The sequence below is a fragment of the Janthinobacterium sp. GW460-12-1-14-LB5 genome, from assembly GCF_059423585.1.
Genome location: NZ_JBWKYD010000026.1, coordinates 16067 through 39650, shown reverse-complemented (window position 1 = coordinate 39650; position 23584 = coordinate 16067). Strand labels below are relative to the sequence as shown.

The window sequence follows — 23584 nt, the reverse complement described above, 5'->3', positions numbered from 1 at the left end:
TTTATTGCCAGTAAACCCAGATGGCCAGCCTGCCGATCCGCAAGCCAGTCTGCCAGCCGAACCGCAGGCGGCGCCTGGCAAGCACGATGCCGACATCGAGCGCCTGTTCGGCGCCGGCGGCCCGCTCGGTCCGGCCGTTGGCAGCTACAAGCCGCGCCGTTCGCAAACGGAAATGGCCAAGGCCATCGCCAGCGCCATCGACAGCCAGACGACCCTGATCGCCGAGGCGGGCACGGGCACAGGTAAAACGTTTGCCTACCTGGTGCCGGCCCTGATGTGGGGCGGCAAGACCATTGTTTCCACCGGCACGAAGAACTTGCAGGATCAATTGTTCCTGCGCGATATCCCCACCGTGCGCGCCGCGCTGCAGGCGCCTGTCTCCGTCGCCTTGCTGAAAGGCCGCTCGAACTACGTTTGCCACTATCACCTGGAACGCACCTTGCAGAACGGCCGCATGACGTCGCGCGACGACGTGGGCCACCTGCGCGAAATCTCGCGCTTCATCAAGATGACGAGCTCGGGCGACAAGGCGGAACTGGCCAAGGTACCGGAAAACGCCATGATCTGGAATCTGGTGACGTCCACGCGCGACACCTGCATGGGCGCCGAATGCCAGTATTACCAGGATTGCTTCGTGATGAAGGCCCGCAAGGAAGCCCAGCAGGCCGACGTGGTGGTGGTCAACCATCATTTATTCTTTGCCGACGTAGCCCTGAAGGACACGGGCGTGGCGGAATTGCTGCCATCGGCCAACACCATCATCTTCGATGAGGCGCACCAGCTGCCCGATACGGCCACCTTGTTCTTTGGCAACACAGTATCCACCTCGCAAATCCTGGAACTGTGCCGCGACGTGCTGGCCGAGGGCCTCGCGCATGCGCGCGGCATCGACTGGGCCAAGACGGTCACGGTGGTGGAAAAGGCGGCGCGCGACCTGCGCCTGACGTTCCCGCAGGATATCGTACGCCTGTCCTTGCCGCAGATCGCCCCGTCCAGCGATTTCTTCCCCGCGCTCGACACCCTCAAGGATGAGCTCGACGGCATGGTGGCCGTCTTGGAAACCCAGGCGGAGCGGGCGGAAACCCTGGAGCAGTGCCGCGTGCGCGGCGTCGAACTGGCGCAGCAGCTGAGCGGCTGGAAGTTCGATCCGAAAGCCAAAGTGGCGGCCGGCGAAGAAGCCGTGTTCTGGATGGAAGCGTTTTCCAGCTCCCTGCAATTGCATAAAACGCCATTGTCGATCGCGCCGATCTTCAACAACCAGCGCGAAGGCACGCCGCGCAGCTGGATCTTCACGTCCGCCACCCTGGCCGTGAAAAACGATTTCAAGCATTTTTCCGAACAGATGGGCTTGACGGGCGAACCGTCGCACACGTGGCCGAGCCCGTTCGACTATGGCCAGCAGGGCTTGCTGTTCGTGCCGCAAAATCTGCCGCAGCCGAACTCGCTGGGCTACACGGACGCCGTCATCGATTGCGCCCTGCCCATCATCGAGGCGGCGGGCGGGCGCACCTTCTTCCTGTGCACCACCTTGCGCGCCGTCAAGCGCGCGGCCGAGCGCCTGGCCGACGAATTCAGGCAGCGCGGCCTGAATTTCCCCCTGTTCGTGCAGGGAGAAAAGGGCCGCACGGAATTGCTCGACCAGTTCCGCGCCGCCGGCAACGGCGTGCTGATCGGTAGCCAGAGCTTCTGGGAAGGCGTCGACGTGCGCGGCGATGCGCTGTCCCTCGTCATCATCGACAAGCTGCCGTTCGCGCCGCCCGACGATCCGGTATTGGCCGCGCGCATCGAAGTGATGGAAAAGCAGGGCAAGAACGGCTTCATGCACCACTCGCTGCCGGAAGCCATCATCAACCTGAAGCAGGGCGCCGGCCGGCTGATCCGCGACGAGGGCGACCGCGGCGTGCTGATGATCTGCGATCCCCGTCTCATTTCCAAGCCGTACGGCAAGCGCATCTGGCAAAGCCTGCCGCCGTTCAAGCGCACGCGCGATACCGCCGAAGTGGTCGAGTTCTTCCGCAACCTGCCCGCCAAGGGCATCTAGTCCACCCAGCCGGCGCCATCCGCGCGTCGGCATATTTCCCTTTGTTATCAGGCGAGTAGCGTTTTTCGCGCGGCGCCTGCCTGCGCGCCTGGCATGCCAGGAATGGGCGCGATCGCGCCAGTTTCTGGCTTTTTCCTTCATGTCCAGGACGCCAGACACATCTTTGCGCCAGCGCAAACAGGGTTGTTGCCGGGCGGTCTACAGTGAACTCATGCCTTGCAGGATGAAGGCGCGGCGATGGCAGGGCCGCACGGGGAACAGGGGGATGCCATGGAGATCCGCTACGGCTGTTTCTTGAGCTATGCACACGGCCAATATGCGTTCATGAACAAGTTCAAGAATGACCTGATCGAGGCGCTGGCGTGCTATCTGGAGCCGCACCTCGATCGCGAGGAAGTGTTGTTCATCGACAGCGAGCAACTGGGGGGCGGCGACGATATCGACCTGCGCGTGGCGCGCGCCATGTGCCAGAGCGTCTGCATGATCGTGCTGTACACGCCGAAATATGAAGCGCATGGCTACACGCGGCGCGAATTTGCCGCCATGCAACTGATCGAGCAGGAGCGGCGCGCCTGGTATGAGCTGCCCAGCCACCTGATCATCCCCATCATCATGACACGCCATCCGGACGGTTTGCCGCCGCAAATCACGGAGTCGGGGCTGTACGTCGATTTCTCCGGCTACACCCTGGCCAGCGGCGACCTGAAATCGAATCCGCAATACCTGCCCGACATCGAACGCATCGTGCAGCGCATCGCCACGCATTACCACTTGCTCAAGCGGTCAACACCGCCCGGCCACGATTGCAGCCGTTTCGTGTTGCCCGCCATTCCACCGGAATGGCGCACCATTCCGCCTCCCCACTTTCCACGTTAATCACGTAAAAGGTACAGTCATGGAATGCCAACGCCTCTCCCTGCCACCTTTGAGCGCCCCTGGCGAAGTCGTCACCTTCTATTCCTACAAGGGCGGTACCGGCCGCACCATGGCCCTGTCGAACATCGCCGTTTTGCTGGCGCGCCGCGAAAACGCCAGCGTGCCCGTGCTGATGCTGGACTGGGACATGGAGGCGCCGGGCCTGCACCATTATTTCGAGCAGCACGAGGAGCGTCCGGGCGTACTGGAATTCTTCGAGGCCTGCCGCCAGCAGCTGGAACGCTTCAGCCTGGAAGGCGGCGGGCAGGGCGCAGGCCGCGACGATGCGGCGCTGGCCCAGCGCGTGCTCGACGCCATCGACTGGCAGCAGTACGTGGTGCGCGTCGACCAGGGCAGTCCCCTGTACCTGATGCGCGCGGGGCGCTTCGACGCCAGCTACAGCGAGCGCCTGGCGCAGATGCGCTGGGACCAGCTGTTCGATACCTGCCCGGCCCTGTTCCGCTGCTTTGCCGATACCCTGGCCCAGCATTTCCGCTACGTGCTGGTCGATTCGCGCACGGGGCGCACGGACAGCGCCGGCATCTGCACCACCTTGCTGCCGAAAAAGCTGGTGGTGGTATTCACGCCGAACCGGCAAAGCCTGGAAGGCGTCGATGCGCTTGTCACGCGGGCCATCGAATACCGCCGCAGCCATGAGGACGAACAGCGTCCGCTGCTCGTGTATCCCTTGCCCTCGCGCATAGAAATGGGCGACGGCGCGCAGCGGGCCGAGTGGCGCCGCGGCGACGCGCACAAGGGCATCGCCGGCTTCCAGCCCATGTTCGAGCGCCTGCTGCGCACTTCCTACGGCTTGCCGCAAATCTCCCTCGACAGCTATTTTGACGAAGTCCAGCTGCAGCAGACGAAAACCTTTGCCTATGGCGAGCAGCTGGCCGTGCGCATCGACCAGGGCGGCGACCGCTTTTCCCTCACGCGCACCTTCGAAGCCTTCCTGCACTGGATGACGGGCGGCTACTTTCCGTGGCAATCGGGCCGCGAAATCGCCTTGTTGGGCGCCATCGGCGAAGCGCGCCAGGCCTTGCTGGCCGAGCCGGGCCGCGCCGTGGCGCTGCCGCTGGCACGCGACCTGGCGCGCCTGGGCGAACTGTATCGCAAAGATGGCCGCAGCGCGCAGGCGCTCGAGGCCTTTCGCCAGAGCGTCGAGATCCGCGTGCGCCTGCTGGGCGAGGAGCATCCCGACAGCCTGGCGTGCAAGAGCGGCATGGCGCGCCTGCTGCGCCAGCTGGGCAAGCTCGAGGAAGCCCGTTTCCTGGAAGAAGACGTGGTCGACGTGCGCGAGCGCGTGCTGGGCGGCGAACATCCCGATACCCTGGCAGCCAGAGCTTGCCTGGCGCAAACCCTGTTGTTGCAGGGCGAGCTGGCGACGGCGCTGCTGCTGCAGGATGCCGTGCTGGCGGCCTACGCGCGCCAGTTGGGCGGCGAGCATCCGCTGACCCTGGAAGCGATGAATGGGCGCGCCGCCACCTTGCTGCGCATGGGCCGGCTGGCGCAGGCGCGGCAAGTGCTGGCCACGGTGGTGGCGGCGCGCGAGCGCCTGTTTGGCGCCGAGCATGGCGATACCTTGCGCAGCAAGCTGGCGCTGGCGCAGGCGCTGGGGCGCGAAGGCGACCTGGACGGCGCGCGGCGCCTGCTCGCTGCCGTCCTGCAGGCGCAGGAGCGGCGCCTGGGCAGCGACCATGCGGCCACCCTGGCCACGCGCGACTTGCTGGCCGATATCGTGGCGGGGCAGGGCGACTGGGCCGGCGCGCGCCAGTTGCACGAAGACCAGGTGGCGGCGCGCGAGCGCACGCATGGACTCGACCATCCGGAAACCCTGATGAGCCAGCGCAAGCTGGCCGAAGCGCTGCTGCGGCGCGGCGAACTCGATGCGGCGCGCAGCGTGCAGGAACAGGTGCTGGAAGTGCACGCGCGCCTGCTGGGCGAAGACCACCTCGATACCTTGCACAGCAAGACGCAACTGGCCGGCACCTTGCAGCAGCAGGGCGACAGCGAGGCGGCGCGCCTGCTGGAAGACGCCGTGCTCAGCGGCAGCGACCGGCTGTTGAACGCCCCCGTCACGGGGCATGCGGACAGCGTGCTCGACGGCGCGCGGCATTTGCAGGAAACCATCCTGGCCGGCCGTGCCAACGGGCACGAAGGGGCCGAGCCGGATACGCTGGCCAGCATGATCGCGATGTTGCAAGGCATGATAGAGCGTGAACAGTATGCGCAGGCGGGCGAACTGGCCGAACATTTGAAGTCTTGCCTGCTTCGCCCGGGCGTGCCTGGCAAGCTGCGCAGGCGCGGCATGGCGCAGCTGAAAAGAATGTACAAATTGCAAGGAGATTTGAATGCCTTGCTGGCCTTGCAAGAGGATGAAGTGCAGGCGCTGGAGGGGGCGCTGTCCGAGGCACGCACCGAGCAGCGCTGACGCCTTGCGCCATGTCAGCGCGGCGGCACAAATAATGCTGTCTATCGGCGTGCGGCACGCGCAGTGTTGGCATTGCTTCAGGTAAAATCTCGTTATGAGAATTCTTATCAGTAACGACGACGGTTACCTGGCGCCAGGCCTGGCGGCACTGGCTGACGCGCTCGCACCCATTGCGGAGATCGTCGTGGTGGCGCCCGACAGCAACCGCTCGGGCGCATCCAATTCGCTGTCGCTGGACCGGCCTTTGTCCGTGCACAAGGCCGCCAACGGTTTTTATTTTGTCAACGGCACGCCCACCGACTGCGTGCACGTGGCGCTGACGGGCATGCTCATCGAGCGTCCCGACCTGGTGGTGTCCGGCATCAACAACGGCCCCAATATGGGCGACGACACCCTGTATTCAGGCACGGTGGCCGCCGCCACGGAAGGCTATCTGTTCGGCATTCCCGCCATCGCCTTTTCCCAGTCGCAGTTTGGCTGGGCCAACCTGGACGCAGCCGCCCGCGTGGCCAGGGAAATCGTCGAGCGCCAGTTCGACGCCCTGCAGAAACCGTATTTGCTGAATGTGAACATACCCGCCATCCCTTACGAGCAGTTGCAAGGCATGGCGGCCACGCGCCTGGGCAAGCGTCACTCGGCCGAACCCGTGATCCGCGCGCTCGATCCCCGTGGCCGTGAAATCTTCTGGATCGGCCCCGCCGGCGCTGCCAAGGAAGGCGGTCCCGGCACGGATTTTTACGCCGTTGAACATGGACAAGTATCGATCACGCCGCTGCAGATCGACCTGACCCATACCACTCAACTTGATGCACTGGCAAAAGGCCTGGCATGACCGCCCACTATGACTGACAAGCCGCGTACCTTCCCCCTTACCCTCGATTCGCTGGCCGGCAAGCCCGCCAGGCAGGGCGGGGGCCAGTCGCTGGCCCAGTCGCGCATTGCCACGCCGCAGACGGCCACGCAGAATGCGGCGCAGAACGCGGCGCGGGGCGGGGCGCCGCACCATGGCGCAACGGCGCCCATCGCGCCGTCGCGCGCGCAAGCCATCGCCAATGAGCGGGCGCAGCCGGCGGTGGTGCCGCCGCCGCGGCAAAATCCCCTCGTCTCGGAGGCCGTGCGCCGTGCCATGGTGGCGCGCATCGCGAAACAGGGCGTCAAGGATCAGCTGGTGCTCGACGCCATGCAGGCCGTGCCGCGCCACATGTTCATGGACGAGGCGCTGGCGTCGCAGGCGTATATCGACGCCTCCTTGCCCATTGGCCACCACCAGACCATTTCGCAGCCATACATCGTGGCACGCATGATCGAAGTGATGCGCCAGGGCGGCAGCTTGCAGCGCGTGCTGGAAATCGGCACGGGCTGCGGCTACCAGGCGGCGGTGCTGTCGCTGGTGGCAAAAGAGGTGTATTCGATCGAGCGCATCCGGCCCCTGCACGAGCTGGCGAAGGTCAATCTGCGCCCGCTGCGCGTGTCGAATCTGCGCTTGCAGTACGGAGATGGTATGCTTGGCCTGCCGCAGGCGGCGCCCTTCGACGGGATCATCCTTGCCGCAGCCGGCCTGGAAGTCCCGCAAGCCCTGCTGGAACAGCTGGCGCCCGGCGGGCGTCTGGTTGCGCCGGTGGGGGCTAAATTGCAACACTTACAACTCATTACCCGGGTGGGGAAAATGGAATGGACTAGCCAAACCCTGGAAGATTGCCATTTCGTGCCTTTGCGCCCGGGCACCATATGATCCCCGGATCAGCTAGCAAGCAGGACATACAATTACATGCGAATGATTAAGAAAAGTAACATACTTCTATGTAGCATCACCTTGGCCGCGCTGTTGAGCGGTTGCGGCACGACGGGCGTCCAGGCACCCGTCGTCGAGCGCCATCCATCGGGCAGCAGCGCCGCCGCCAGCGATCCGCGCGACCGCGACCCGGCCTATTACACGGTCAAGCGCGGTGACACCCTGTTGCGCATTGCCCTTGAACATGGCCAGAATTACCGCGACCTGGTGGCCTGGAACGACTTGAGCAACCCGAACGACATCAAGGTCGACCAGGTGCTGCGCGTGCTGCCGCCGAATGGCGATACGGGCGGCGCGCAGACGTCGGCCATCGTCATGCCGCCGGTGACGGAAGTCAAGCCGGCCGCACCTGCCGTGCCGAAGAAAACGGGCCCGCGCGGCGAGAAGCGCGCGTATTCCGACGCCACCCTGGCCGAGCTGCGCGCCGATGGCGGCACCGGCGACGTCAAACCCGCGCCAGCGCCGGCCCCGGCCGTCACCACTGCACCGGCCGCCGCGGCAGCCCCTGCGGCATCGGCGCCTGGCGACGAGAAGATCAGCTGGATGTGGCCTTCCGAAGGCAAGGTCATCGGCACTTTCGACGAAGGCAAGAACAAGGGCGTCGATATCGCCGGCAAGGCGGGCCAGCAAGTGGTGGCCGCCGGCGCGGGAAAAGTCATGTATGCCGGGAGCGGAATCCGTGGTTATGGTAATCTTGTCATCGTGAAGCACAGTAATAGTTTATTGTCGGCGTATGCGCATAACCGCAGCATTCTGGTGAAGGAAGGGCAGAACGTCAACAAAGGCCAGGCCATCGCCGAAATGGGCGATTCCGATGCCGACCGCGTGAAGCTGCACTTTGAAATCCGCCAGCAGGGCAAGCCTGTCGACCCTTCGAAATTCCTGCCTAACCGTTAGGTAAAGCAATGACACACGCGTCGCACGACCAGCTGGACGATGACCCGGAACTGCCGGAAGACGGGGCAGACGAAGTCGTGACGGACGATGCCGGCGAACTCGACGGCATTGACGCCGTCGACGCGGGCGAGGGCGGCGAAGTGGCCAGCGTCAGCGTGCTGGTCGAAAGTGTCGATGAACTGAAAAAAGTGCTGGCGGCCGAGCTGTCGACCGATACCACGCAGCACTACCTGAACCAGATCGGCACGCGGCCCCTGCTGACGGCGGCGCAAGAGGTGCATTACGCCACCCTGGCCAAGCAGGGCAACTTCGAAGCCCGGCAAACCATGATCGAGCACAACCTGCGCCTGGTCGTGTCGATCGCCAAGCATTACATCAACCGCGGCGTGGTCTTGCTCGACATGATCGAGGAGGGCAACATCGGCCTGATGCGGGCCATCGACAAGTTCGAGCCCGAGCGCGGTTTCCGTTTTTCTACCTATGCGACCTGGTGGATACGCCAGAGCATCGAGCGCGCCATCATGAACCAGGCGCGCACGGTGCGCCTGCCCGTGCACATGGTGCGCGAACTGAATCAAATTCTGCGCGGCAAATACCACCTGGAAGCCCAGCACCACGATGGCAAGGATGCCACTGCGGAAGACATCGCCCACCTGGTGGGCCGTCCCGTGGAAGAGGTGCAGGATATCCTGGCCCTGTCCGAGCACGCCACTTCGCTGGACGCGCCGCTCGACAACGACCCGCAATCGTCCTTGATGGACATGTTGCCCGGCGCCAGCGAAGACAGCCCCGATGCGCGCGCGGAACACCATGAAATGACGGTGCTGGTGCGCGACTGGCTGACCAAGCTGCCCGACAAGCAGCGCGTGGTGATCATGCGCCGCTTCGGCCTCGACAATGACGATCCCGCCACCCTGGAAACCCTGGCCGAGGAAATGGGCGTCACGCGCGAGCGCGTGCGCCAGATCCAGCAGGAAGCGCTGATTAAACTGAAACGGGCTATGGCGGCACGCGGCGTCGTGCGCGACTCTCTGCTCTAGGACGCCCGGTCCCGGTATTTCCGGGGCCGCATCTGCTATCATACGCCCCGCTCGCGGCGCCTGACCTTTCCCCCATTGTTTGCAAGTTCCAGCGCGGCCCTGCGTCCTGGCCCACTCTTACCTATTGATCGCTATGCAAGAAAATATCATCGAAATCAAATCGCTCGACATGGACGCCCGTGGCGTTGGCCATATTGAGAACGAAGACGGCTCGCCGGGCAAGGTCGTGTTTGTCGAAGGCGCGCTGCCGGGCGAGCGCGTCAGCTTTGTGACGTTCAAGAAGAAGAAAAACTGGGAAATGGCCCGCATGACGGCGCTGCACCGCGAGTCATCGATGCGCGTGACGCCCAAGTGCAAGCATTTCGACAACTGCGGCGGCTGTTCGATGCAGCACCTGGAGCCGTCGGCCCAGGTGGCGATCAAGCAGCGCGTGCTGGAAGACAACTTGTGGCATATCGGCAAGGTACGTCCGCAAAGCATCATGCGCCCCATGTATGGCCCGACCTGGGGCTACCGCTACCGCGCGCGCCTGTCCGTGCGCCACGTCAAGAAGAAGGATGCCGTGCTGGTGGGCTTCCATGAAAAGAAATCGGCGTTCGTGGCCGACATGGATAGCTGCGAAATCTTGCCGCCGCATATCTCGGCCATGCTGCTGCCGCTGCGCGGCTTGATTGCTTCTCTGTCCATCTTCGACCAGATGCCGCAGATCGAACTGGCCGTGGGCGAAGACGTGACCGCCATGGTCTTGCGCATCATGGCGCCGTTGACGGCGGATGACGAAACGAAACTGAAGGCTTTTGCCGACGAGTACGGCGTGCAATGGTGGCTGCAGGTGAAAGGCCCGGAAACGGCCGTGCCGTTCTATCCGCTGGACAAGCAATTGCACTACCTGCTGCCGGAATTCGGCGTCAAGATGCCGTTCAAGCCCGTTGATTTTACGCAAGTGAACCACCACATCAACCGCGTGCTCGTATCTAAAGCCCTGCGCCTGCTGGAAGTGCAGCCGACCGACCGCGTGGCCGACCTGTTCTGCGGCCTGGGCAATTTTACTTTGCCGCTGGCCACGCAAGGCAGCGCAGTGGTGGGCATCGAAGGCAGCACGACCCTGACGGAGCGGGCGCTGGAAAACGCGCTGGCCAATGGCCTGGCGGAAAAAACCTCGTTCTCGACGCGCAACCTGTTCGAAGTCACGACGGATGACCTGATCGCGCTGGGCAAGTTCGACCGTATCCTCGTCGACCCGCCGCGCGATGGCGCCATGGCCCTGTGTCAGGCGCTGGTCGGCCTGTCGCAAGTGCGTCCGGACCTGCTGCCCAAGCGCATCGTGTACGTGTCGTGCAGCCCGTCCACCCTGGCGCGCGACGCCGGCATCCTGGCGCTGGAAGCGGGTTATGTATTGAGCAAGGCGGGCGTGGTGAACATGTTCCCGCATACGTCGCACGTCGAGTCGATGGCGGTATTTGATTTACCTCAGTAAGTCTGTCTGACGCGGCGGGTGGCCAGGCAGGCACCCGCCGCTGCCGCGTTCAGCGGCGTAGCAAGCAAGCGCAATACCACTTACAGCGTATTAAAAAACTGGTCTGTCTTTTCCCGATTCAGCGTCTTTTTTCCTCCTCCCTCTGCCATTTTTTTGCTTGTCCAGTAGGACAACACGCCGTTTACCTGTGCCGCTGCGCGTTCTGCACGAAGTGGTATTGCCCACTTCGAGGCCACTTCAAAACCACTTGACCGCCTATTTTTTCAGCAGCATGCTGTTCTTGCAACTGCAAAAAAACAAGATCACAGGGTAGCTTTTTATCGAAGCAGAGTGGTATTTCCGCAAACCTGAACAGGAGACAGCGTGGAAAATTTAATACTCAAAAAAACGATCAGGAACATGATGGTATGTCTGGCCAGCGGTGGCGTGCTGGCGGCTTGCGGCGGTGGCGGCGACGCCAGCGCACCGGCTGGCTCACAATTGCTGGCGGCCAGCACGGTGGTCGCTTGCGTGCCGTGGCAAGAGGGCGGCACGTATAACGCCGGCACGGTGGTCACTTACCTGGGCGCCAACTATACGGCCCTGGTGACGCAGACCGATCACGTGGGCTCGGGCTGGAATCCCGTTGCCACGCCTAGCCTGTGGAGCGCCGGCGGCACCTGCGACGGCGGCACCACGCCGACACCAACACCTACTCCGACGCCAACCCCGACGCCCACACCAACCCCGACACCGGCGCCAACGCCGAACCCGACGCCTACCCCGACGCCAACGCCAACCGGCGGCACGTGCGCACTGGCGTGGGTGGCCGGCACGGCCTACAGCGCGGGCGCCACCGTCAGCTATGCGGGCACGAATTACCGCGCCAACTACTGGACGCAGGGCGACAACCCGTCGACCAGCAGCGGTGCCGCCGGCACGGGCAAGCCATGGACCAGCCTGGAGATCTGCAGCACCACGCCGACGCCGACGCCAACACCTACCCCAACGCCTACTCCAACACCGACACCGACACCGACACCAACGCCAACGCCAACGCCAACGCCAACGCCGACCGGCCGCGAAGTCGGTTCCTATTTCGCCCAATGGGGCGTGTATGGCCGCGATTACGAAGTGGCGAACGTGCATTCCAGCGGCGTGGCCGATAAGTTGACCTTCATCAACTATGCCTTCGGTAATATCTATCCGAAAAACGGCGGCTACGAATGCGGCATGATCACCAAGACGGAGCCGGGCGCGACGAATCCGAATTCGCCGGACGCGGGCACGGGCGGCGATGCCGAAGCCGACTACATCCGCACGCCGAAGCGCACCGTCGATGGCCAGGCCATTCCGTGGGATGCTCCATTGTCGGGCAACTTCCTGCAGCTGAAAAAGCTCAAGGCGGCGCACCCGAACCTGAAATTGTTCATCTCGCTGGGCGGCTGGAGCTGGTCGAAGAACTTCTCCGTCGGTTCGGCCACCGATGCGCTGCGCAAGCAGATGGTGCGCTCGTGTATCGACATCTACATCAAGGGCAACTTGCCGGTGCAGGGCGGTCGCGGCGGCGCGGGTGCGGCGGCCAACATCTTTGACGGCATTGACATCGACTGGGAATACCCGGTCGGCGGCGGCCAGCCGTACAACACGGTCAGCCCCAACGACAAGCGCAACTTCACCTTGCTGATGGCGGAATTCCGCAGCCAGCTCGATGCGCTGGGCGCCGCCAATGGCAAGCGCTACTTGCTGACGGCCGCTGTCGGCGCCGGCAAGGACAAGATCGACAACACGGAACCGGCCCTGTACTCGCAGTACATGGATTGGATCAATCTGATGACGTACGACTTCCACGGCGGCTGGGAAAACAGCACCAACTTCAACGCCCAGCTGTATGCCGACCCTGCCGATCCGTCGACGGGCATGGCGCGCGAATACGTGGGCGACAAGGCGGTGCAGTACATGATTGCCGCCGGCGTGCCGCGCGACAAGCTGCTGCTGGGCATACCGTTCTATGGCCGCGGCTGGACGGGCGTGGCGCCGGGTCCGAATGGCGATGGCCTGTATCAGGCGGCCACGGGCACGGCGCCGGGCACCTACGAGTCGGGCATCGAGGACTATAAAATCCTCGTCGCCAAAGCCGGCACGCGCTACTACCATCCCGTGACCAAGCAGCTGTACCTGTACACGGGTGCGGGCGGCCAGTGGTGGAGCTATGACGATCCGACCGTCATCGGCACCAAGGTCAAATACGTCAAGGACCAGGGCTTGCGCGGCGCGTTCTCGTGGGAACTCGATGGCGACGCGAATGGCGTGCTGGCGACCGAGGTGTGGAAAGTGCGGTAATGTTGATGTAGCGTAAGACGCGGCCGGATAGTCATGCTGTCCGGCCGTTTAGTCGCGTTTGGTCACACACAACACAGGAGGCGGGCGATGGCGGCGGTATCGGCATTCGGAGTCAAGCAGCACGAGCTGCAGCAGGAACAGGAACTGAGCCGCGAGTGGCGCGGCTGGATCGCGGAAAACCTCATGCTGGGCAGCCACCCGTCGGCGCTGATGCCGGTGCTGCAGCAGGCCGGCATCGCCGAGCCCCTGGCGCGCCGCGAAGTGGAGCTGGCGCTGCAGAGTCCCTACCTGGCCGGCGCCGTGCGCCTGTCGAACCGCCTGGCCAAGCGCGATTGGGTGATCGATATCCAGCGCAAGCTGAACCAGCTGCGGCCCCCCGAGATTCCCCGCCGCGAGAGGCTTTCCGCGCAGGAATTCCTCGACGAATACTATTCGACCAACCAGCCCGTCATCATCACGGGCATGCTGGACGACTGGCCCGCCTTGAGTAAATGGAGTCCGGCGTATTTCCGCGAACATTACGCGCAGCGCGAAGTGGAAGTGCAGTTCGGCCGCGAAGCTGATGCCCAGTATGAAATGAACAGCGTGGCGCACAAGCGCAAGATGGCGTTCGGCGAGTACGCCAGCCTGGTCGAGAACAGCGGCGCGACCAATGATTTCTATATGACGGCGAATAACAATTCGCAGAACCGGCAAGCCTTGCGCGAGCTGTGGGACGATATCGGCCAGCTGCCCGAGTATCTGGAGCAGAGTGGCGGCCCGACGGGTTTTTTATGGTTTGGCCCGGCCGGCACGGTGACGCCGTTCCACCACGACCTGACGAACAATTTCATGGCGCAAGTCAAGGGGCGCAAGCGCCTGCGCATCATGGCCGCCTGCGAAGTGGCGCGCGTGTACAACCAGCGCCACTGTTTTACGCCCGTCGACGGACGCGACATCGACGTGCGGCGCTATCCGCTGATGGCCGACGTGCAGGTGCGCGAATGCGTGCTGGCGCCGGGCGAGATCCTGTTCCTGCCCGTCGGCTGCTGGCATTTCGTCGAAGCGCTCGACGTATCGATGACGGTGGCGTTTACCAACTTCAAATGGGATAACGATTTTTACAGCAAGTATCCGCCGAATCACGACTTTTGATTGGCATCCGGATTGCCGCGAACGCGCAGGGAACGGCCGCCGAACAGGCGGCTTTTTTCATGCTACGGTGCGCTTCTTGTATAAGATATTTCCATAAAATAATTGATTGAAATCATTTTGCAGCAATTATTTTGATATGAATGGCCATGATGTTTCATTATCCAGATGGTCATGGCGGGCGGATAATTTGATGGCTGGTGTGCCGCCGGGCCTCTGAGTGGACTTGCCGGCGCGCGCCGGCACCGACAACCATCTGGAGGCGGCAGGGCATGAACACGCAGCAAATGACACAGTTACAGCAAGCACCGGCAAGTAATACTGAACTCCAGCGCGACACGCGCCTCACCCGCGAAGCGGCCGAACTGCTGGCCCGCGCCGACATCCGCCTGAATGGCCGCGCCGCTTGGGACATGCAGCTGCGCAAGCCCGGCGTGCCCGAGCGGGCTTTTGCCAGCGGCAACCTGGGCCTCGGTGAAGCCTACATGGATGGCGACTGGGATGCGCAGCAGCTCGATGAATTCTTTTGCCATCTGCTGCGCGCCCGCGTGGCCGACGACGTGCGCCCCATGCGCCTGGCCTTCCACGCGCTGTATGCGCGCCTGTTCAACCTGCAGACGGAGCGCCGCGCGTGGATGGTGGGCAAGGAACACTACGACCTGGGCAACGCCTTCTATGCGGCCATGCTCGATCCGCGCATGACGTATACGTGCGGCTACTGGAAGGATGCGAATAATCTGGCCGAGGCGCAGGAAGCCAAGCTCGATCTGGTCTGCCGCAAGCTGCGCCTGGAGCCGGGCATGCGCGTGCTCGACATCGGCTGCGGCTGGGGCAGTTTCATGCGCTATGCGGCGGAGAAATACGGGGTGCAGTGCGTGGGCGTGACGATTTCGCAAGAGCAGGTTGCGTATGCGCGCGGCATGCCGGGCGGCGAAAAGCTGGATTTCCGCCTGCAGGATTACCGCGACACCGATGAAAAATTTGACCGCATCGTCAGCATCGGCATGTTCGAGCACGTGGGACACAAGAATCACCGCACCTTCATGGAAGTGGCGCACCGCTGCCTGGAGGACGACGGCCTGTTCCTGCTGCACACGATCGGCAAAAATAAACGCCATTCCACGTGCGACCCGTGGATCGACAAATACATCTTCCCGAATGGCGACTTGCCGTCCATCGGCCAGATCGGCGACGCCATCGACGATCTGTTTGTCGCCGAGGACTTGCATAACTTCGGCGCCGACTACGACAAGACCCTGATGGCCTGGCATGCGAATGTTGAACAGGCGTGGCCGCGCTTTGCCGCCCAGCTGGGCGAGCGTTTCCACCGCATGTGGTCATATTATCTGCTGTCGTGCGCGGGCGCCTTCCGCGCGCGCGACTTGCAGCTGTGGCAATGGGTGTTGTCGAAGCAGGGCGTGCTCGGTGGCTACGAGCGCGTGAGTTGAGATGTGCGGCACCTGATATGATGGATTGATGGATATCAATCAAGCGCGTACCTTCCTGGAAGTGGCTTCCTGCGGCAGTTTCATCATGGCTGCCGAACGCATGCACGTGACGCAGACGGCCGTCAGCGCCCGCATCCGCACGCTGGAGCAGCAGCTGGGGCGCCAGCTATTCGTGCGCAACAAGGCGGGCGCGCGCCTGACGCCAGCCGGCGAACGCTTCATGCGCCATGCTGCCACCATGGTGCAGGTGTGGGAGCGGGCGCGCCACCAGGTGGCCTTACCGCCGGGGCGCGACGACGCCGTCAGCATCGGCTGCGAGCTGAGCCTGTGGCAGCCGCTGCTCGGCGACTGGCTGATACGCATGAGCCGCGACTGCCCCGAGATCGCCTTGCGCGCCGAAGTCGACAGCCCCGCGCGCCTGCTCGACGCCGTGCACGACGGCTCGCTGGATCTGGCCGTGCTGTACAACCCGCCGCAGCGTCCGGGCCTCGTCAGCGAGTTGCTGGCCGAGGAAAAACTGGTGATGGTGACCACGCGCGCGGACGGGCAGATGCTTGCCGATAAGTACGTGTACGTGGACTGGGGCCCCAGCTTTGCGGCCAACCACCAGGCGGCGTATCCGGAGCTGAGCAGCCCGCCCGTGTCGATTTCGCTGGGGCCGCTGGCCCTCGTCTACCTGCTGGAAGTGGGCGGCGCCAGTTATTTTCGCATCGGCAGCGCGCAGCCGTATCTCGACGGGGGCTTGCTGTACCGCGTGCGCGACGCGCCCGAATTCTCGCATTCCGCCTATGCCGTGTATGCGGCCCAGCGCGACAACCCGACCCTGGACCGCGCCCGCGCGTGCCTGCTGGAGGTGGCGGAGAAGATCAAGTAATTTAAACAGACGTAAAAAAGCCGACCCGCGGGTCGGCTTTTTGCTGTTTCAATCGCAGCGCTTAGTCGCGGCTGCCGCCAGCGAAACCTAAAAGTGACAGCAGGCTGGTGAAGATGTTGTACACGTCCAGGTAGATGCGCAGGGTGGCCGAGATGTAGTTGGTCTCGCCGCCGTTGATGATTTGCTGCACGTCATACAGGATGTAGGCCGAGAAGATGGCGATGGCGACCATGGAGATCACGATCGACAGTGCCGACAGGCCCAGGAAGATGTTCGCCACCGATGCCAGGATCAGCACGATCACGCCGGCGAACAGCCATTTGCCCATGGCCGAGAAGTCGCGCTTCGACACCGTGGCGATCGTCGCCATCACGGCCAGGATGGTGGCCGTGCCGCCGAATGCCGTCATGATCAGCATGCCGCCGTTCGAGTAGCCGAGCGTGCGCGTCAGGATAGGCGTGAGCATCAGGCCCATGAAGAAGGTAAAGCCCAGCAGGACGGCAACGCCGAGGCCCGAGTTCTTGGTTTTCTCGATCGCGTACATGAAGCCGAATGCGACGGCCATGAAGATGATGAAGCCCATGCCGCCGGTCAGCATCGGCAAGTGCATCTGCACGCCGATGAAGGCGCCCAGCACGGTCGGTATCATGGACAGTGCCAGCAGCCAGTAAGTGTTGCGCAAGACCTGATGGCGGACTTGCTGCATGCCCCCCGACAGGTCAAAGGTGCGTTGCATGTTCTGATTCATAGTGCCTCCGTGTTGTCAATTCAAATTACTGCTTTGCCCAAGGATAGCATGAGGGCCGGAATTTGCCAAAAAAGCAGCTTAAGATTTCATTAAACTCAAGCGGCAGGGAAGGATGCCCCCTGCCTGTCTGGGTGATATGGGGTGGAGTATGGTAAAATCAAAGGTTGATTGAGTTATCAATTTACCGTTTTAAACCTTACTTTTTATTGGAGTTTTCACACATGGCAATCGAACGCACCCTGTCGATCATCAAACCAGACGCAGTTGCAAAAAACGTAATCGGTCAAATCTACTCCCGTTTTGAAAACGCTGGCCTGAAAATCGTTGCAGCACGCATGACCCAACTGTCGCGCGAACAAGCTGAAGGTTTCTACGCAGCGCACAAAGAGCGCGGCTTCTTCAAGGATCTGGTCGACTTCATGGTTTCCGGTCCAGTCATGATCCAGGCCCTGGAAGGCGAAAACGCCGTTCTGGCCCACCGTGACCTGATGGGCGCGACCGATCCGAAGAAAGCAGAAAAAGGCACGATCCGCGCCGATTTCGCCGATTCGATCGACGCCAACGCCGTACACGGTTCCGACGCTGTCGAAGCTGCTAAAGTGGAAATCGCTTACTTCTTCCCAGAACTGAAGGCTTAATTGCCTTAGATAACGTTATTTCCTGGCGTTATCTGTGAAATAACTTATCACCCCCTGTTCCCGCTGCGCTGTGGTGCTTTGCCCCTGATGCGCGCGGGGACGGATTTTTAGAATAGACAAGATCATGAATACGACGACCCTCACCAACTTGCTGGACCTTGATCCCGCGCAACTCATCGCTTACTGCGCCGAGTTGGGAGAGAAACCGTTTCGTGCGAAACAATTGCAACGTTGGATACACCAGTTCGGCGCTTCCGATTTCGACGCCATGACGGATCTGGCCAAGTCGCTGCGCGACAAGCTGGCCACGCGCGCCGAAGTGCGCGCCCCGGCCATCATCAGCGACCATACGTCGACGGACGGCACGCGCAAGTGGCTCGTTGATGTGGGCAATGGCAATGCCGTGGAAACCGTGTTCATCCCGGAAGAAAACCGCGGCACCCTGTGCATTTCGACCCAGGCCGGCTGCGCCGTGAATTGCCGTTTCTGCTCGACGGGCAAGCAAGGCTTCAACCGCAACCTGTCCGTGGGCGAAATCATCGGCCAGCTGTGGATGGCGGAATTCGAATTGCGCCGTACCAAGGGCATTGAGCCAGGCCCGAAAGGCGAGCGCCAGATCACCAACGTGGTGATGATGGGCATGGGCGAGCCCCTGCTGAACTTTGAACCGACCGTCACGGCCCTGAAATTGATGCTCGACGACAACGCCTACGGCCTGTCGCGCCGCCGCGTGACCCTGTCGACCTCGGGCGTGGTGCCGATGATGGACAAGCTGTCGCAGGAAGTGCCGGTGGCCCTGGCCGTCTCGCTGCACGCCTCGAACGATGCCTTGCGCGACGGGCTGATTCCACTGAACAAGAAATACCCGCTGAAGGAATTGATGGCGGCCTGTAAACGCTATCTGGAATTCGCCCCGCGCGATTTCATTACCTTCGAATACTGCATGCTCGACGGCGTCAACGACAGCGACGAGCACGCGCGCGAACTGCTGGCGCTGGTGCAAGACCGCGAGTTCGGCGTGAACTGCAAGTTCAACCTGATCCCGTTCAATCCTTTCCCCGAGTCGGGCCTGTTCCGCTCGAAAAACCCGCGCATCAAGGCGTTTGCCCAGGTACTGATAGATGGCGGCATCATCACCACCGTGCGCAAGACGCGCGGCGACGATATCGATGCGGCCTGCGGCCAGCTGGCCGGCGAAGTCAAGGACCGCACGCGGGTGCAGGAACGCATGGAAAAGATGACTGAGTATCAACAGAAATTTGGCGCCAACTTCGGCAAGATCGTGGAGATCCGCTCCTGATGCGGGGAAGCATGGCTTATCCTGGCGTACTTGCCGCGGCTGTTGTCAGCCTGGGCGTGCTGCTGGCCGGCTGTGCTTCCACCGTGGACAAAGAGCAAGCTGCCTCTGTCGAGCAGCGCGCCGCCTTGCGCTTGCAGCTGGCCAGCGCCTATTATATGCAAGACCAGTTTGCGGTGGCGTTGGCCGAAGCGGAGCAGGCGGTGCAGCTGGTGCCGGACAATGCCCAGGTGCGCGGCATGCGCGCCCTGATTTTTGCTGCCATGCGTCAACCTGTGGCTGCTGAAAAAGATTTTCTTTACGCATTGCGCCTCGCGCCCCACAATCCCGAGTTGAGCAATAATTATGGCCTGTTTCTGTGCCAGACCGGGCGCGCGGCGCAGTCGCTGGCGTATTTTGATGCCGCATTGCAAGATGCCGCCTATGGCACGCCTGAACTTGCGCTGCATAATGCGGCCGCGTGCAGCCTGCTCATGAAAGATTACCCGCGCGCCGCCAGCTACTGGCTCAAGGCGGAGCGCATCGCACCTGGCGCGGCAATGACCTATGCCGGCCTGGTGCGCGTGTATTACCAACAGCAGGATTACCGGCAAGCGGCTCATTACCTTGAGCGGCTCGGTAAAGTAGCGACAATGGAGAGCCAGGCGGCCGATGTGCTGTGGCTCGGGATCAAGGTGCAGCATAAGCTCGGGGATGCGGGTGCGGAAGCTGGCCTGGGGGCGCATTTGCGCAACCACCATTCCGCCTCCCCCGAATATGCTGCTTATCAAAATGGGGCGTTTGATGAGTGAGACAGGGATACCAATGAATTCAGAGTGGGCAGAAACGCCTCAGCAGCAGCCCCAGGGCAATCTTGCGTTGGCAGGTGCACAATTAAAGGCGCAGCGCGAAGCGCTGGGCTGGCCCGTGGAACAGGTGGCCGACCAGCTCAAGCTGGCGCCGCGCCAGGTGATCGCGCTGGAAGAGGGCGACATGGCGGCCTTGCCGAACGTGGCCGTGGTGCGCGGTTTCGTGCGCGCCTATGCCAAGGTGGTGCGTCTCGACGCGGCGCCGCTGGTGGCCATGATCGAAGTCCACCCGGCGCCGGCGCAAGACCCGGCCGCGCCCGTGCGGCGCGAGATTTCCGCCACGTTCTCGGAATCGCGCTTCCCGTCGATGACGCAGCGCTCGTCGAACCAGACCCCCCTCTGGATCGCCGGCGCCGTGGCCGTCGTCGTGGCGGCCGCCTTTGGCGCCTATAAACTCGGCTATGTGCCGGCCAGCCTGCTGTCCTCGCACACCGAGAAAGAAACGGCGCATGCGGACGTGGGCCCCGTGGAAACGACCCTGATCAAGCCGGGCCAGGATTTGACGCCCGTGCAGACGCCATCCGTGCCCCTGATTTCCGTGCCGCCGCCGCCAGGCAACGATACGCAGACGGGCGCACCGGCCTCCGCCGCCGCTTCGGCGCCGGCCGCCGCCGTGCCGCCAGCAGCTGCACCGGCAACGCCGCCAGCGGCGACGGCCGCCGTCACGCCGCCCGCTGCCGCCGCCGCCCCTGCCGTGGGCGCGAATGCGCTGGTGCTGAAGGTGGAGCAGGATTCCTGGGTCGAGATCCGCCGTCCCGGCGCTTCGCCGCTGATTTCGCGCATGGTCAAGGCGGGCAGCACGGAAACATTCGATATCACGGGCCCAGCCACCTTGGTGGTGGGCAAGCCGGGTGTCGTGCAGGCAACTTTGCGCGGCGCCAAGCTGGACTTGCCGACCGTGGCGGGCGGTACGATTTCGCGCGTGAGCATTAAATAATTATCAAACAAGCATCAATCAGGTATTGAAATCAGTCGTTTAAGCAAGTAGTTTAAATAAGCAAACTCACAAGATAATATTATGGCTACCTCGAAAACAGCGATCGGCTCCGGCCCTTCCGGCCGCCGCGACAGCCGCAAGGTACTGATCTCGCATGGCCAGCGCCAGATCTGGGTGGGCGGCGACGCCCCCGTGGTGGTGCAGTCGATGACGAACACGGATACGGCCGACGCCATCGGCACGGCGATCCAGATCAAGGAACTGGCGCGTGCCGGTTCGGAACTGGTGCGCCTGACGGTGGACCGTCCGGAAGCGGCCGCGGCCGTGCCCTACATCCGCGAGCAGCTCGACAAGATGGACATCGACGTGCCGCTGGTGGGCGATTTCCACTACAACGGCCATACCCTGCTCAACGATTATCCCGATTGCGCGCGCGCGCTGTCGAAGTACCGCATCAATCCGGGCAACGTGGGCAAGGGCGCCAAGCGCGACACGCAATTTGCGCAAATGATCGAAGCGGCTTGCAAGTACGACAAGCCGGTGCGCATCGGCGTGAACTGGGGCAGCCTGGATCAAGCCTTGCTGGCACGCATCATGGACGAAAACGCGGGCCGCGCCGAGCCATGGCCGGCGCAAGCCGTCATGTACGAGGCGCTGGTGACGTCGGCGATTGAAAACGCCGTGCGCGCCGAAGAGCTGGGCCTGGGCCGCGACAAGATCATCCTGTCGTGCAAAGTTTCTGGTGTGCAAGACCTGATCGCCGTGTACCGCGAGCTGGCGCAGCGCTGCGACTATCCGCTGCACCTGGGCCTGACGGAAGCGGGCATGGGCAGCAAGGGCATCGTGGCGTCCACTGCGGCCCTGGCCGTGCTGCTGCAGGAAGGCATCGGCGACACCATCCGCATTTCGCTCACGCCCGAACCGGGCGGCGACCGCACGCGCGAAGTCATCGTCGGCCAGGAAATCCTGCAAACCATGGGCTTGCGCAAGTTCGCGCCCATGGTGATCGCCTGCCCAGGCTGCGGGCGGACGACGTCGACCACCTTCCAGGAGCTGGCCGACAATATCCAGACGTATCTGCGCGAGCAGATGCCGGAGTGGAAGAAATCGTATCCGGGCGTGGAAGCGATGAACGTGGCCGTGATGGGCTGCATCGTCAACGGTCCCGGCGAATCGAAGCATGCGAACATCGGCATCAGCCTGCCCGGCACGGGCGAGTCGCCTGCCGCCCCCGTGTTTGTGGACGGCGAAAAAGTCGTCACCCTGCGCGGCGAACGCATCGTCGAGGAATTCCAGGACATCGTCTTGAAGTATGTACAGAGTCACTATGGAAACACGGTTGCCGTCTGAGCCTGATCCGATAAAAAGTAAAGAAGAACACTATGTCCGAAAATAAGAAATTCGATAAAATTACCGCGGTGAAAGGCATGAACGACGTGCTGCCCGCCGACGCCCCGCTGTGGGAATTGTTTGAAAACACGGCACAATCCGTGCTGCAAAGCTACGGTTTCCAGCAGATCCGCACGCCGATCGTGGAAGAAACGAAGCTGTTCGCGCGCGCCATCGGCGCCGTGACCGACATCGTCGAAAAGGAAATGTACTCGTTCACCGATTCGATGAACGGCGACAACCTGACCCTGCGTCCTGAAGGCACGGCCGGCGTCGTGCGCGCCGTCGTCGAGCACAACCTCGTGTACGAAGGCCCGAAACGCCTGTGGTACAAGGGCCAGATGTTCCGCCACGAGCGCCCGCAAAAGGGCCGCTACCGCCAGTTCCACCAGTTCGGCGTGGAAGCCATCGGTTTCACGGGCCCGGATATCGACGCCGAGATCATCATGCTGTCGCGCCGCCTGTGGGATGACCTGGGCCTGGAAGGCATCCGCCTGGAACTGAACTCGATCGGCGACGCGGCCGAGCGCCTGCGCCACCGCGCCGACCTGATCGCCTACCTGGAAAGCCACAGCGAGCTGCTCGACGAAGAAGCCAAGCGCCGCCTGCACAGCAATCCGCTGCGCATTCTGGACACCAAGAATCCTGCCATGCAGGACCTGGTCAATGGCGCGCCGAAGCTGCTGGACTACCTGGGCGAAGAATCGCTGGCCCACTTCCACGGCGTGCAGAAGATCTTGAACCACAATAATATCCCGTTCACCATCAATCCACGCCTGGTGCGCGGCCTCGATTACTACAACCGCACGGTGTTCGAGTGGGTCAGCGACAAGCTGGGCGCGCAAGGCACGGTCTGCGCCGGCGGCCGCTATGACGGCATGGTGGAAATGTTCGGCGGCAAATCGACGCCCGCCGTCGGTTTCGGCATGGGCGTCGAACGCCTGGTGCTGCTGATGAAGGATGCGGCTGAACCGGAAGCCCCGGCCCAGTGCGACGTGTATCTGGTGCACCAGGGCGAGCAGGCTGGCTTGCAAGCGTTCGTGCTGGCCGAGCGGATTCGCGATGCAGGCCTGGACGTTGTGCTACATTGCGCAGCGAGCAACGGCGGCGGCAGCTTCAAGACGCAAATGAAAAAAGCCGATGCCAGTGGCGCGGCGTTTGCCGTGATCCTGGGCGACGATGAAATCGCCAACAATGTTGCCACGGTGAAAGCCATGCGCGAAGCCGATGCGGGCGCGCAGCAGAACACGGTGCCGTTCGACGATGTCGTCGATTACGTGGTGGACCAGATCATCGGCGACCATGATTGCGGCCACGACCATGGTCCTGGCGGCCACGTGCATCACCACCATTAATTTG

General features: G+C 62.8%; 19 protein-coding genes. 18 read left to right on the top strand and 1 reads right to left on the bottom strand.

The genetic code is table 11. From position 1 onward, the window contains the following. Positions 1–4: 4 nt before the first annotated feature. From yoaA to AC07X6_RS23285, 12 genes are all read left to right on the top strand, one after another. A complete protein-coding gene (gene yoaA / locus AC07X6_RS23340; RefSeq protein ID WP_494792541.1) occupies positions 5–2041 on the top strand; it encodes a DNA repair helicase YoaA in 2037 nt (678 codons plus the stop codon). Between the two features lie 270 nt (positions 2042–2311). After that, entirely contained in the window at positions 2312–2917 is a 606-nt protein-coding gene (locus tag AC07X6_RS23335) for a toll/interleukin-1 receptor domain-containing protein (protein WP_230542169.1), read from the top strand. A gap of 19 nt (positions 2918–2936) precedes the next feature. Continuing rightward, entirely contained in the window at positions 2937–5387 is a 2451-nt protein-coding gene (locus AC07X6_RS23330; protein ID WP_494792540.1) for a tetratricopeptide repeat protein, read from the top strand. A gap of 94 nt (positions 5388–5481) precedes the next feature. Further along, positions 5482–6219, top strand: a complete 738-nt coding sequence (surE, locus tag AC07X6_RS23325) for a 5'/3'-nucleotidase SurE (RefSeq protein ID WP_099762953.1) — start codon at positions 5482–5484, stop codon at positions 6217–6219. Between the two features lie 9 nt (positions 6220–6228). Next, positions 6229–7119 carry a protein-L-isoaspartate(D-aspartate) O-methyltransferase gene (locus tag AC07X6_RS23320; RefSeq protein ID WP_494792539.1) on the top strand — a complete coding sequence of 297 codons (891 nt, stop codon included), beginning with the start codon at positions 6229–6231 and terminating at the stop codon, positions 7117–7119. A gap of 42 nt (positions 7120–7161) precedes the next feature. Continuing rightward, positions 7162–8076, top strand: coding sequence for a peptidoglycan DD-metalloendopeptidase family protein (locus tag AC07X6_RS23315; RefSeq protein ID WP_494792560.1), 915 nt, complete (start codon positions 7162–7164; stop codon positions 8074–8076). 8 nt (positions 8077–8084) lie between these two features. Continuing rightward, complete coding sequence (rpoS, locus tag AC07X6_RS23310) at positions 8085–9116, top strand: RNA polymerase sigma factor RpoS (protein ID WP_494792538.1); 1032 nt, start codon at positions 8085–8087, stop codon at positions 9114–9116. Positions 9117–9249: 133 nt separating this feature from the next. Beyond that, positions 9250–10593, top strand: a complete 1344-nt coding sequence (rlmD, locus tag AC07X6_RS23305; RefSeq protein ID WP_230542166.1) for a 23S rRNA (uracil(1939)-C(5))-methyltransferase RlmD — start codon at positions 9250–9252, stop codon at positions 10591–10593. 399 nt (positions 10594–10992) lie between these two features. Further along, positions 10993–12915, top strand: coding sequence for a glycosyl hydrolase family 18 protein (locus AC07X6_RS23300; protein ID WP_494792537.1), 1923 nt, complete (start codon positions 10993–10995; stop codon positions 12913–12915). A gap of 87 nt (positions 12916–13002) precedes the next feature. After that, on the top strand, positions 13003–14049 hold the full coding sequence (locus AC07X6_RS23295) for a cupin-like domain-containing protein (RefSeq protein ID WP_230542165.1): 1047 nt from the start codon (positions 13003–13005) through the stop codon (positions 14047–14049). 284 nt (positions 14050–14333) lie between these two features. Next, the gene (gene cfa, locus AC07X6_RS23290; protein WP_494792559.1) at positions 14334–15494 is read left to right on the top strand and encodes a cyclopropane fatty acyl phospholipid synthase; all 1161 of its coding nucleotides are present in this window, start codon (positions 14334–14336) and stop codon (positions 15492–15494) included. Between the two features lie 28 nt (positions 15495–15522). Then, the gene (locus AC07X6_RS23285; RefSeq protein ID WP_230542163.1) at positions 15523–16368 is read left to right on the top strand and encodes a LysR family transcriptional regulator; all 846 of its coding nucleotides are present in this window, start codon (positions 15523–15525) and stop codon (positions 16366–16368) included. Positions 16369–16429: 61 nt separating this feature from the next. On the opposite strand, the gene AC07X6_RS23280 is transcribed toward AC07X6_RS23285, so the two are convergent. Further along, the gene (locus AC07X6_RS23280; protein WP_034752039.1) at positions 16430–17116 is read right to left on the bottom strand and encodes a Bax inhibitor-1/YccA family protein; all 687 of its coding nucleotides are present in this window, start codon (positions 17114–17116) and stop codon (positions 16430–16432) included. Between the two features lie 221 nt (positions 17117–17337). On the opposite strand from AC07X6_RS23280, the gene ndk reads away from it, so the two are divergent. From ndk to hisS, 6 genes are all read left to right on the top strand, one after another. Then, positions 17338–17754: a nucleoside-diphosphate kinase gene (ndk, locus tag AC07X6_RS23275; protein ID WP_034752036.1), complete on the top strand. Its 417-nt coding sequence runs from the start codon at positions 17338–17340 to the stop codon at positions 17752–17754. Between the two features lie 124 nt (positions 17755–17878). Next, entirely contained in the window at positions 17879–19054 is a 1176-nt protein-coding gene (gene rlmN / locus AC07X6_RS23270) for a dual-specificity RNA methyltransferase RlmN (protein ID WP_139089966.1), read from the top strand. A gap of 56 nt (positions 19055–19110) precedes the next feature. Next, a complete protein-coding gene (gene pilW / locus AC07X6_RS23265) occupies positions 19111–19842 on the top strand; it encodes a type IV pilus biogenesis/stability protein PilW (RefSeq protein WP_494792536.1) in 732 nt (243 codons plus the stop codon). Between the two features lie 67 nt (positions 19843–19909). Further along, positions 19910–20836 carry a helix-turn-helix domain-containing protein gene (locus tag AC07X6_RS23260; protein WP_494792535.1) on the top strand — a complete coding sequence of 309 codons (927 nt, stop codon included), beginning with the start codon at positions 19910–19912 and terminating at the stop codon, positions 20834–20836. A gap of 81 nt (positions 20837–20917) precedes the next feature. Continuing rightward, positions 20918–22186 carry a flavodoxin-dependent (E)-4-hydroxy-3-methylbut-2-enyl-diphosphate synthase gene (ispG, locus tag AC07X6_RS23255; RefSeq protein WP_230542159.1) on the top strand — a complete coding sequence of 423 codons (1269 nt, stop codon included), beginning with the start codon at positions 20918–20920 and terminating at the stop codon, positions 22184–22186. 32 nt (positions 22187–22218) lie between these two features. After that, complete coding sequence (hisS, locus tag AC07X6_RS23250; RefSeq protein WP_077407312.1) at positions 22219–23580, top strand: histidine--tRNA ligase; 1362 nt, start codon at positions 22219–22221, stop codon at positions 23578–23580. Positions 23581–23584 lie beyond the last annotated feature (4 nt).